The organism is Marichromatium sp. AB31 (assembly GCF_003718685.1).
Taxonomy (GTDB): Bacteria; Pseudomonadota; Gammaproteobacteria; order Chromatiales; family Chromatiaceae; genus Marichromatium; species Marichromatium gracile.
The window spans coordinates 181,304-191,428 of the sequence record NZ_RHFI01000004.1 but is presented as its reverse complement, the minus strand read 5'-3'; the positions used below and the strand labels follow the sequence as shown (position 1 = coordinate 191,428).

Genomic DNA, 10,125 nt, shown 5'->3' with positions numbered 1-10,125 from the left:
TCCTCAAGCCCGCGCCCTGGACGCCGCCCTCGCCCGAGGTGCGCTTCCTGCGGGCGCTGCTGGCCCGTCAGCGCGCCCTCATCGAGGACCTGCGACGCGAGCGCAACCGCCTGGAGAAGGTCGAGGCAACCCACACCCCGGCGCTGGTGCGCGACTCGGTGCGCGAGAGCATCGCCTTCCTCGAAGAAGCCCTCGCCAAGCTCCAGCAACAGATCGACGACCACCTCGACGGCCATCCTCAGCTACGCGAGGACGTCGACCTCCTCACCTCGATCCCCGCCGTCGGCCTCAAGGTCGCTCAGCGCTTCGTGGCGCTGCTGCAAAGCCGTCCCTTCACCTCGGCCCAACAGTTCGCCGCCTACCTCGGGCTCGTGCCCGTCGAGCGACAGTCGGGCACCTCCGTGCAGGGGCGCGCCAGACTCTCCAAGGCCGGGCCTGCGCATGCACGCGCACCCTCTACATGGCCGCCGTCACCGCCATTCGCTACAACCCACACGTCAAGGACCTCTACGAACGCCTCCTGGCGCGCGGCAAGCCCAAGATGGTCGCCCTCGGCGCCGCCATGCGGAAACTCGCCCACATCTGTTTCGGCGTGTTCAAGAACCGTCGTCCCTACCAGCCCGATTACGCTTCCGCGGCTTGACGGGAAAGACGGTATCTTTGCGGTTCGAAGCAGCCTCCAGTGATCAGCCTCCAGCCGCCAGTGGCTGCCTGTCTTCGAGTGTTGGTCGGAAACGCACGCCAACCGGTCGCTGACAGCGAATGGAGAGTGGCGCTATCGTTGAGGCCAGTTCATCCACTGGCGGCTGGCAGCTTGAACCCCTTTGCGTGCTTTGCGGTTCGAAGCAGCCTCCAGCGATCAGCCTCCAGCCGCCAGTGGCTGCCTGTCTTCGAGTGTTGGCCGGAAGCGCACGCCAACCGATAGCCGGCAGTGAATGGGGGACGCTATCGTCGAGGTCAGTCCCTCCACTGGCAGCTGGCCGCTGATGGCTGGCAGCTTGAACCCCTTTGCGTGCTTTGCGGCTTTGCGGTTCAATCTCCTGGCCGCTGGCCGCTGGCCGCTGGCCGCTGGCCGCTGGCCGCTGGCCATTCGCTTGCTTTGTGTTCTTCGCGTCTTCGCGGTTCTATCTATGCTTCCTTGACGTGCGCTAACAGGTTAAAGTAACCGGTTTTTTCACGTACGAGGATGCCGCGATGGCCATCAAATCAGATCGCTGGATTCGGCGCATGGCCGTCGAGCACGGGATGATCGATCCCTTCGAGCCCGGGCAGGTGCGCGAGGGCGAGGGGGGGCGCATGATCTCCTACGGGACCTCGAGCTACGGCTATGACGTCCGTTGCGCCGACGAGTTCAAGATCTTCACCAACATCAACTCGGCGGTGGTCGATCCCAAGGCGTTCGACTCCAACAGCTTCGTCGACCTCAAGTCCGATGTCTGCATCATCCCGCCGAACTCCTTTGCGTTGGCGCGGACGGTGGAATACTTCAAGATCCCCCGCAACGTGCTCACCATCTGTCTGGGCAAGAGCACCTATGCGCGCTGTGGGATCATCGTCAACGTCACCCCGCTCGAACCCGAGTGGGAGGGCCATGTGACGCTCGAGTTCTCCAACACCACGCCGCTGCCGGCGAAGATCTATGCCAACGAGGGTGTGGCGCAGATCCTCTTCCTGGAGTCCGACGAGGTCTGCGAGACCTCCTACAGGGACCGTGGCGGCAAGTATCAGGGCCAACGCGGGGTGACCCTGCCCAAGTCCTGACCGACTGGGCGGGTGGTGTGCCCCGCAGGGAGGAACCCGCCCATGACCTTCGACCGATCGACCAAGCTGTTCGTCGTCCTCGGCGGCTTCTTCGTCTGCAATGCGCTGATCGCCGAGCTGCTCGGGGTGAAGATCTTCGCCCTGGAGCCGACCCTGGGGATCGCGCCGCTCGACTGGGAGCTGTTCGGTCAGAGCGGCTCGCTCAACTTCACCGCCGGGGTGCTGCTGTGGCCGGTGGTGTTCGTGATGACCGACATCATCAACGAGTATTTCGGCCGGCGCGGGGTGCGGCTGCTCTCCTATCTCACCGTCGGGCTGATCCTCTACACCTTCGTCTTCGCCTATCTGGCGATCCTGCTCACCCCGGCCGAGTGGTGGGTGGGCATCCAGTCCGCGCGCGGGGTGCCGGACATGCAGGCGGCCTTTGCGGTGATCTTCGGCCAGGGGATGTGGATCATCGCCGGTTCGGTGATCGCCTTCCTGATCGGTCAGCTGATCGACGTGACGATCTTTCACCGCATCCGTCGTGCCACCGGCCCGCGCTGGGTGTGGGCGCGGGCCACCGGCTCGACCCTGGTCTCGCAGCTCATCGACAGCTTCGTGGTGCTCTACATCGCCTTCGTGCTCGGGCCGCAGCGTTGGTCGCTGGAGCTGTTCCTGGCGGTGGGCACGGTCAACTATCTCTACAAGTTCGTGGTCGCGGTGGCGCTCACCCCGGTGATCTATCTGGTGCGCGCGCTGATCGAGCGCTATCTCGGCGCGGCTCGCGCCGAGACCCTGCGTGCCCGTGCCGCCGGAATCGAGAACTGATGTGCACAATGCACAGACCGGCCCCCGTGCATCGTTCGCCTCGGCTATGGTGACTGGTGAGGCCCGGTTTTCCGGGGCGGGCAGGGCGGCGCGATAGTCGTCCGGATCGAACAGGCCGAGAACGGAGGACGAGATGATCTCAGGTATCAACCAAGGGCTGCAGGGGATCCGTGTCGGCACCGAGGGGGTGCGTCAGAACGCCGCCGAGATCGCCAGCGCGCAGACCCTCAATGGTCAGGGCTCGACCCGCGAGCTGACCGAACCGCTGGTCGAGCAGACGCAGAACCTGCGTCAGGTCGAGGCCTCGAGCAAGGTGGTCGCGGCCGGTGACGAGATGATCGGCAGCCTGATCGACGTGATGGCCTGACCTCAGCCGCCGAACTGCCCCTCGGGCGTCCCACGCCCCGCCATGTCGGACGATTGTTGCCCACGTCCGTCGCAACCGCCCCCGCAGACCTCCGCATAGAACCCCAGCATCCGCTCGGCCAGCGCCGGCGCCGACCACGACTGGGCGTGTGCCTCGGCGCCGCGCGCCAGACGCGTGCGTAACCCGGTGTCGCTGAGGATCCGTGCCGCCTGATCGGCGAAGACCTGCTCGTCCTCCGGGACGATCAGCGCGCCCTTGTCGTCGGCCCCGGCGAGCACCTCCGCCGTCCCCATCACCGCGGTCGAGACCACGGGGACGCCGAGCGCCATCGCCTCGAGCAGCACCAGCCCCTGGGTCTCGGTGCGCGAGGCGAAGACGAAGGCCTCACCGGCGCGATAGCAGTCCTCGAGGCTGCCGTCGCGGTCGAGATAGCCGGTGAACAGGGTGTTCTCGGCCAGCCCCAGCTCGCGTGCCTGGGCCTCGAGTTCGGCGCGCGCCGGACCCTCGCCGACCACCACCAGCAACACCTCGGGGATGCGCGTCTTGATCCGTGCCAGCACGCGCAGCACGAAGTCGATGTTCTTCTCGAAGGCCAGACGGCTGACGTGAACCAGCACCGGACGATCGGCGGCGATGCCGTGACGTGCGCGAAAACGCGCGCCATCGCCGCGACTGAACTGGCCGAGCTCGATCCCGGTGGGGATCACCCGCGCCGGGGTGTACACGCCATAGCGCTCGAGCACCTCGAGCATCGCCCGCGAGGGCACGGCGATGGCGTCGACGTCGTTGCACTGGGCGGCGGAGAAGCGACGCGCGGCCCAGCGCATCCATGCCGAGGGCAGCCAGGGCACGTAGTGGTGCAGATACTGCTCGAAGAAGGTGTGATAGCTCTCGATCACCGGCACGCCGAGCCGTCGCGCCAGCCCGAGCCCGAGATAGTGGGCGAGGAAGGGGGTCTGGATGTGCACCAGGTCGAACCCGGCCGCGGCCAGGTGGTCGTGATGACGCCGCAGCTTGCGTGGGCGCAGGATCCGATCCTCGGGGTCGATCGGCAGATAGCGCGAAGGGATGCGCAGGATCTCGAAGGGCTCGTCGTCGTCCCCTGGTTGTGCGTATTCGGGGGCGATCAGGGTGACCGCGTGCCCCTGATCGACGAATTCGCGCGCAAAGGTCTGGATCGAGGTCGAGACACCGGTGACGCGGGGAAAATAGACATCCGAGATCATCAAGACGCGCATGGCGATTCCGCTGGGCAGCCGACAAACCGCGCAATCATAGCCTCAGGGGATCGCCAGTCGCCAGCCGGATCGAACCGCCAGGGCATGGGCGAGCGATATCAGCCGCCAGTCGCCAGCCGCCAGGAAGTTTGAACCGCAAAGCCGCGAAGGGCGCGAAGGAGAGAAGAGCCTCCAGCGATCAGCCTCCAGTCGCCAGTGGTCGCCTGTCTTCGAGTGTTGGTCGGAAACGCACGCCAACCGATGGCCGACAGTGAATGGAGCGTGGCGCTATCGTCGAGGCCGCCCTTCCACTGGCGGCTGGCCGCTGATCGCTGGCAGCTTGAATCCCTTCGCGTGCTTTGCGGCTTGGCGGTTCGAATCCGCTTCCAGCGATCAGCCTCCAGCTGCCAGTGGCTGCCTGTCTTTGAATGTTGGCCGGAAACGCACGCCAACCGGTAGCCGACAGTGAATGGAGCGTGGCGCTATCGTTGAGGTCGTCCACCTACTGGCGGCTGGCCGCTGATGGCTGGCAGCTTGAATCCCTTCGCGTCCTTTGCGGCTTTGCAGTTCAATCTCCTGGTCGCTGGTCGCTGGTCGCTGGTCGCTGGTCGAAAGCCTTCACCTCGCGGGGCGCTTTGCGCTTCAATCCAGGCCTTGCCCGGTGCGTCCCGCGCCGGGTGCTCGTTCACTCGTACAAGGAAACCGAACTCATGCACGATCGATCCCGTACCGGCGCCTCGGGCGCCATTGTCTTGATGTTGGTCCTGGCACTGGGGGCCTCGGCGGCTTGGGGGCAGGCGCCCTCGGCGGCGCTCTGGGGCTATGGGGTCAAGCCCTGTGGTGAGTTCCTGGCGGTGGCGCCCGGGGCTGCGGCACCGACGGCGCTGGCCGACCCCGAGTATCTGCACTATCGCGAGTGGTTCGCCGGGCTGATCTCGGGGCTGAACCTTGCCACCGGCGGTGACGTGCTGCATGGCGCCGCGCTGGATGCGGCGCTGGCGCGGGTACAGGCCTATTGCGAGGCTGATCCCAGACAGGACTTCTTCAACGCCGCGCTGCGCCTGCTGCGCACTCTTCAAAAGGGTCAGCAATCTGGCGGCTGAGTTCGGTCGTCACGAAATGGTCATATCGCGTTCATGGAACGTGCATCGCCGCCGACCACAATACGGCGCTGCCATTCAACGCCCACTGGGAGCTTTCCATGAACAAGACGCTTGTCGCCGCGGCCGTCACCCTTGCCGCGGCCTCCCTGTCGTCACAGGCCATGGCCCGCGACTCCATCTATATCGTCGGGTCCTCGACCGTGTTCCCCTTCTCGACCGCGGTGGCCGAGACCTTCGGTCGCAATACCGACTTTGCCACCCCCAAGGTCGAGTCGACCGGTTCCGGGGGCGGGCTGAAGCTGTTCTGCGCCGGTGTCGGCGTCGATCACCCCGACATCACCAACGCCTCGCGGCGGATGAAGGCCTCTGAGTTCGAGCGCTGCCAGGAGGCCGGCGTCGAGGACATCACCGAGGTCAAGATCGGCTACGACGGTATCGCCCTGGCCAACTCCCGCGAGGCCGAGCAGTTCGATCTGTCGCTGCGCGACATCTGGCTGGCCCTGGCCAAGGACGTGCCCAACGAGGCCGGCGAGCTGATCCCCAACCCCTACCAGACCTGGAACGAGGTCAACCCGGATCTGCCCGAGGTCGCCATCGAGGTGCTGGGTCCGCCCCCGACCTCCGGGACCCGTGACGCCTTCGTCGAGTTGGCGATGGAGGGCGGCTGCAAGACCTACGACTTCATCAAGGCGATGAAGAAAGAGGACAAGTCCAAGTACAAGGCGGTCTGTCACGGCATCCGTGAGGACGGCGCCTATGTCGAGGCCGGCGAGAACGACAACCTGATCGTGCAGAAGCTGGTCGCCAACCCCGATGCGATCGGCATCTTTGGCTTCAGCTTCCTCGACCAGAACGCCGATCAGGTGCAGGGCTCCAAGGTCGACGGCGTCGAGCCGACCTTCGAGAGCATCGCCGATGGCGACTACCCGGTCTCGCGTTCGCTCTTTTTCTACGTCAAGAACGCGCACGTCGGCACCATCCCCGGCATCGAGGAGTTCGTCGCCGAGTTCACCGGCGAGCAGGCCTGGGGCCCCGAGGGTTATCTGGTCGACAAGGGCCTGATCCCGCTGCCCGACGCCATGCGCGCCGAGGTTGCCAGCGCCGCTCAGTCGTTCGCGCCGATGTCCCGGCCCTGAGTCGAGTCCTGAGCATCGCGACCAGGGATGGTCGCCCGTCCTGAATCGGCGCCCCGCGGGGCGCTGATCGTCGTTCGTCTAGCCTGCCGGGAACCCAATGCAAGACTGGATCCTTCTCCTCGTGCTGCTCGCGGTCATGACCGCGGCCTATCATCTCGGACGTCGCCGCGCGGTCACCGGCGCCGGTGGTCCGTCGCAGGTCCACCGCCTGCATTCGCTGCCCGCCTACTACGGTCTCTATGCCGCGCTCTGGGCGGGGCTGCCGGCGCTGTTGCTGCTGGCGCTGTGGGTCGGTCTGCAGGACCAGCTGGTGCTGATGCTGCTGCAGGCGCAGCTGCCCGAGGAGATGACCGCCGGGCTCTCCGAGGGACGGCTCGGGCTGCTGGTCAACGACATCAGGAATCTCGCCTCGGGGGCGATGCTCTCGACCGAGATCACCCCGGAGTTGCAGGCCGCCGCCGATCAGTACGCCCGACTCGACCAGCTGGGACAGTGGTCGATGTGGACCGCGGTGCTGGCCCTGGCGCTGACCGGCGGCTGGGTCGCCTGGGGACGCACGCATCCAGGGTTCAAGGCGCGCAACCAGGTCGAGACCATGGTGATGGCGATCATGGTGTTGTTCTCCTCGATTGCCATCCTCACCACCCTGGGGATCGTGCTCTCGGTGCTGTTCGAGTCGCTGCGCTTCTTCTCCATGGTCTCGCCGCTGGAGTTCTTCCTCGGCACCCTGTGGAGTCCGCAGACGGCGCTGCGCGCCGATCAGGTCGGCGCCAGCGGGGCCTTCGGCGCGGTGCCGCTGTTCACCGGGACGTTGATGGTCTCGGCGATCGCCATGCTGGTCGCCGTCCCCATCGGACTGCTCTCGGCGATCTATCTCTCCGAATATGCGCCACGACGTCTGCGCGCCGTGGCCAAGCCGGTGCTGGAGGTGCTGGCCGGGATTCCCACGGTGGTCTACGGCTTCTTCGCCGCGCTCACCGTCGCCCCCTTCATCCGCGAGCTGGGCCAGTCGGTCGGGCTCGATGTCGCCTCCGAGAGCGCGCTCGCCGCCGGGTTGGTGATGGGGGTGATGATCATCCCCTTCGTCTCCTCGCTCTCCGAAGACGTGATCAACGCGGTGCCGCAGTCGCTGCGCGACGGCTCCTACGCGCTCGGCGCGACCGAGTCCGAGACCATCAAGCGGGTGATCATCCCGGCGGCGCTGCCGGGCATCGTCGGCGGCGTCCTGCTCGCCGTCTCGCGCGCCATCGGCGAGACCATGATCGTGGTGATGGCCGCGGGGCTGGCGGCCAATCTCACCGCCAATCCGCTCGACAGCGTCACCACGGTCACGGTGCAGATCGTCACCCTGCTCACCGGCGACCAGGAGTTCGACAGCGCCAAGACGCTTGCTGCCTTCGCCCTCGGTCTGACGCTGTTCGCCGTGACCCTGGTGCTCAACGTCGTCGCCCTTCACATCGTGCGCAAATACCGTGAGCAATATGACTGATCAGACCCCGGCGAGCGCGCCGAACCAGCGCACCATCGATGCCGTCAACGCCAGCCTCAAGCGTCGCCGCGCCAAGGAGCGCCGCTTCCGTCGTCTCGGCGCTGCGGCGGTGGCCCTGGGCCTGCTGTTCGTGGCGCTGCTGTTCACCGACATCATCGCCAAGGGCCATACCGCCTTCCAGCAGACCTATATCAAGCTGCCGGTCGCGCTCGAGCGCGCGCAGATCGACCCCGAGGGCAGCGGCTCGGCCGAGGTCATCGCCCGCGCCAACTATCTCGGCATCATCCGCGCTGCGCTGCGCGAGCACTTCCCCGAGGTCACGGCCCGGCGCGACAAGCGCGCGCTCTATCAGATGGTGAGCGTCGGCGCGCCGCAGCTGCTGCGTGACCGGGTACTCGCCGATCCGGCGCTGATCGGCACCACCGCCGAGGTCTGGCTGCTCGCCGACGACGACATCGACATGGTGGTCAAGGGCTATATCGATCGCGACCTGCCCGAGTCCGAGCGTCGGGTCAAGGATCGCACCCTCGGCTGGATCGAGCGGCTGGAGGCCGAGGGGCGCATCGCCAAGCGCTTCAACACCATCTTCTTCACCAATGGCACCTCGCGCGAGCCCGAGCTTGCCGGCATCGCCGGGGCGCTTGCCGGGTCCTTCTACACCCTGGCGTTGACGCTGCTGCTGTCCTTCCCGATCGGCGTGGGCGCGGCCATCTATCTCGAGGAGTTCGCGCCGAAGAACCGCTGGACCGATGTGATCGAGGTCAACATCAACAACCTCGCGGCGGTGCCCTCGATCGTCTTCGGTCTGCTCGGGTTGGCGGTGTTCATCGGCATCTTCGGGGTGCCGCGCTCGACCCCGCTGGTGGCGGCGCTGGTGCTGACCCTGATGACCCTGCCGACGATCATCATCTCCAGCCGCGCGGCGCTGAAGTCGGTGCCGCCCTCGATCCGCGAGGCCGCGCTCGGCGTCGGTGCCTCGCCGCTGCAGACCCAGTTCCATCACGTGCTGCCGCTGGCGCTGCCGGGCATGCTCACCGGCGCCATCATCGGTATGGCCCAGGCGCTGGGCGAGACCGCGCCGCTGCTGATGATCGGCATGATCGCCTTCATCGTCGACGTGCCCGCCGGGTTCACCGATCCGGCGACCGTGCTGCCGGTGCAGATCTTCCTCTGGGCCGACAGCCCGGAGCGCGGCTTCGTCGAGCGCACCTCGGCCGCGATCATGGTGCTGCTCGCCTTCCTGATCCTGATGAACCTCGCCGCGGTGTTGCTGCGTCGCCGGTTCGAGCGGCGCTGGTGAGCCGGCGCCCTGTCCTGAGTTTTCCCCGAGGCTAGACCCGCTATGATTACCACGGTAGAAGAGATCCAACGGAGCACCACCGCGATGCGCTCGGGCGAGCTGGCGCGCTCGCAAGAATCGCGCGAGACCGTCGGCGATTACAGCGTGCCCGATGCGCGCATGCGCTGTCGCGACGTCGAGGTGTGGTACGGTGACAAGCGTGCCATCCACGGCGTCAGCCTCGACCTGGGACGCAACGAGGTGCTCTCGATGATCGGTCCCTCGGGTTGCGGCAAGTCGACCTTCCTGCGCTGTCTCAACCGCATGAACGACACCATCGACGGCTGTCGGGTCAGCGGCTCGATCCAGCTCGACGGTGAGGAGATCTACGATCGCGCGCTCGACCCGGTGCCGCTGCGCGCGCGCGTCGGCATGGTCTTCCAGAAGCCCAACCCCTTTCCCAAGTCGATCTACGAGAACGTCGCCTACGGGCCGCGCATCCACGGCCTGACCAACAACAAGACCGAACTCGATGCCCTGGTCGAGACCAGTCTGCGCAAGGCCGGGCTGTGGGACGAGGTCAAGGACCGGCTCGATGCCCCCGGCACCGGGCTCTCCGGCGGTCAGCAGCAGCGTCTGTGCATCGCCCGCACCATCGCCGTCTCCCCCGAGGTGATCCTGATGGACGAGCCCTGCTCGGCGCTCGACCCCATCGCCACGGCGATCATCGAGGAGCTGATCGACGAGCTGCGCGCCAACTACTCGATCGCCATCGTCACCCACTCGATGCAGCAGGCCGCGCGCGTCTCCCAGCGCACCGCCTACTTCCACCTCGGCGACCTGATCGAGGTCGGCGAGACCAATCAGATCTTCACCAACCCCCAGCACCGCTTGACCGAGGACTACATCACCGGGCGCTTCGGCTGATCCGGCAGGGCAGGGACGCATCCAGCCCCTCGCCCC

10 protein-coding genes are annotated in these 10,125 nt (G+C 66.6%); 9 read left to right on the top strand and 1 reads right to left on the bottom strand.

Annotated features, from left to right (window positions below; translation table 11 throughout):
- From EBL84_RS05530 to EBL84_RS05515, 4 genes are all read left to right on the top strand, one after another.
- Positions 1-686 (top strand): transposase (locus tag EBL84_RS05530; protein ID WP_148040266.1); only part of this gene is annotated, 686 nt, incomplete at its 5' end.
- A 508-nt stretch (positions 687-1,194) separates the two neighbouring features.
- Positions 1,195-1,761, top strand: coding sequence for a dCTP deaminase (gene dcd, locus EBL84_RS05525; protein ID WP_062274142.1), 567 nt, complete (start codon positions 1,195-1,197; stop codon positions 1,759-1,761).
- Between the two features lie 42 nt (positions 1,762-1,803).
- Entirely contained in the window at positions 1,804-2,571 is a 768-nt protein-coding gene (locus EBL84_RS05520; protein ID WP_123139898.1) for a queuosine precursor transporter, read from the top strand.
- 133 nt (positions 2,572-2,704) lie between these two features.
- Entirely contained in the window at positions 2,705-2,938 is a 234-nt protein-coding gene (locus EBL84_RS05515) for a hypothetical protein (RefSeq protein ID WP_062274146.1), read from the top strand.
- Between the two features lie 2 nt (positions 2,939-2,940).
- Here EBL84_RS05515 and EBL84_RS05510 read toward each other — a convergent pair whose 3' ends face one another.
- A complete protein-coding gene (locus EBL84_RS05510) occupies positions 2,941-4,176 on the bottom strand; it encodes a glycosyltransferase (protein WP_123139897.1) in 1,236 nt (411 codons plus the stop codon).
- 689 nt (positions 4,177-4,865) lie between these two features.
- On the opposite strand from EBL84_RS05510, the gene EBL84_RS05505 reads away from it, so the two are divergent.
- From EBL84_RS05505 to pstB, 5 genes are all read left to right on the top strand, one after another.
- Positions 4,866-5,258 carry a hypothetical protein gene (locus EBL84_RS05505; RefSeq protein WP_123139896.1) on the top strand — a complete coding sequence of 131 codons (393 nt, stop codon included), beginning with the start codon at positions 4,866-4,868 and terminating at the stop codon, positions 5,256-5,258.
- A gap of 98 nt (positions 5,259-5,356) precedes the next feature.
- Entirely contained in the window at positions 5,357-6,394 is a 1,038-nt protein-coding gene (locus tag EBL84_RS05500; RefSeq protein ID WP_123139895.1) for a PstS family phosphate ABC transporter substrate-binding protein, read from the top strand.
- A 97-nt stretch (positions 6,395-6,491) separates the two neighbouring features.
- Entirely contained in the window at positions 6,492-7,883 is a 1,392-nt protein-coding gene (gene pstC, locus EBL84_RS05495) for a phosphate ABC transporter permease subunit PstC (RefSeq protein ID WP_123139894.1), read from the top strand.
- Positions 7,876-9,183, top strand: coding sequence for a phosphate ABC transporter permease PstA (gene pstA / locus EBL84_RS05490; protein WP_123139893.1), 1,308 nt, complete (start codon positions 7,876-7,878; stop codon positions 9,181-9,183). Before pstC ends, pstA begins: the two co-directional genes overlap by 8 nt.
- Positions 9,184-9,225: 42 nt before the next feature.
- Positions 9,226-10,089, top strand: a complete 864-nt coding sequence (gene pstB / locus EBL84_RS05485; protein WP_062274156.1) for a phosphate ABC transporter ATP-binding protein PstB — start codon at positions 9,226-9,228, stop codon at positions 10,087-10,089.
- Positions 10,090-10,125: the final 36 nt, after the last annotated feature.